Annotated in this window: 1 protein-coding gene; it reads right to left on the bottom strand. The window is 60.7% G+C overall.

Annotated features, from left to right (window positions below; all coding sequences use genetic code 11):
* Positions 1-49: 49 nt before the first annotated feature.
* Positions 50-1,194 (bottom strand): IS3 family transposase gene (locus AO065_RS00035; RefSeq protein ID WP_116058469.1). Its coding sequence is split into 2 segments (ribosomal slippage): positions 50-921 and positions 921-1,194, totalling 1,146 coding nucleotides; the frame shifts between segments, so codons are not numbered across the junction.
* Between the last annotated feature and the right edge of the window lie 171 nt (positions 1,195-1,365).

A 1,365-nucleotide genomic window follows, 5' to 3' on the forward strand; every position in this document is an offset into this window, starting at 1 on the left:
GCCCGAATTTGATAGCAGGGTGGTTGGGCCCCCGTTAGCAGTCCAGCACCTATGCGATAGCTAGTTGGTTTTCTTGAGTCCAGTTTTCCCAGTAGCGGTTTGGCGTCATGCCATCGAGGGATCCGTGGGGCCGTTCATGATTGTAGATAGCTTTCCATTCCTCGGCCAGATAGGTCGCTTCGGCCATCGTGTCCATGATTTCTCCCGAGAGTTGTTCCCTTCTGAACTGGGCGTTGAACGATTCGACGAAACCGTTCTGCCACGGTGAACCCGGGTCGATGAAGGCGGTGCCCACGCCGACGGTGTTGCACCAGTTGATCAGTGCGGCGGCGGTGAATTCGGGACCGTTGTCGCAGCGGACGTAGGTCGGGGCGGTGCCGGTTTCGGCGATGATGTTCTCCAATGCTGCGACCACGTCGGAGGCTGTGAACGACCGGCGCGCGATGATGGCCAGCGCGGTGCGGGTGTATTCGTCGATGACATTGAAGAAGCGGATGTGCCGCCCGCAGGAAGTCACGTCGGATTGGAAGTCGAAACTGACCACGTGCATCGGGTATTCGGCCGTCAGCCGCTTCTGCTCCCCGGCGCCGGGACCGGCCCGGCGTTTCTTCCGCGCCTTGGGTTTACAGACGAGGCCTTCCTCGCGCCAGAGCCGGCGTACGCGCTTGTTGTTGAGCGCCATTCCAGCCCACTCCTGGGCGAGCAGGCACCAGCGGGCTTTCCGCCATCCCCATGTCGGGTGCTTGATCGCGATGGCGCGTAGGGCGCCGCGAAGCCGTGTTTCCTCGAAGCTCGTATCGGGTTTCTTCTTCCGGAAGGCAGACCGGTTTTGGCCGAGGATCTTGCAGGCGAAACGCTCGGAGGCCCCGAACTTCTCCACCGCCATGCGCACGGCACGGCGGCGGGGTTCGGGGCTCAGAATTTTCCCTTGGCCACCTCGTTGAGGATGTCGATGGCCAGTTCCTTCTCCGCCAGCAGCCGTTTGAGTCGCGCGTTCTCCTTCTCCAGCTCCTTGGTCCGTTTGGACGCCTCGGCGTTCTTCTCGGACCCGTACTGGTTCAGCCACCGGTACCAGGTCGCTTCGGTGACCTGGAGTTCCTTGACGACCTCGATCATCGGGTGGCCGTCGTTGAGCATTTTCTGGCCCTGCCGGACCTTCGCGATGACCTGTTCAGGGGTGTGTCTGCGTGCCATGATTCGTGAATTTCCTCCTGTGCCCATTATCGGACACGAAAGTCACACAGACACTGGACTTCTACACAGGGACCCAACCACCCGAACTATTCTTGAACCCGCGACGAGCCTCAGGTCGCCACACTGACCAGACCGAAGCGAAAGCCGAAGTCCTGAACTGCAACAACCCTT

The organism is Pseudomonas viridiflava, from assembly GCF_001642795.1.
In the GTDB taxonomy this organism is placed as follows: domain Bacteria; phylum Pseudomonadota; class Gammaproteobacteria; order Pseudomonadales; family Pseudomonadaceae; genus Aquipseudomonas; species Aquipseudomonas viridiflava.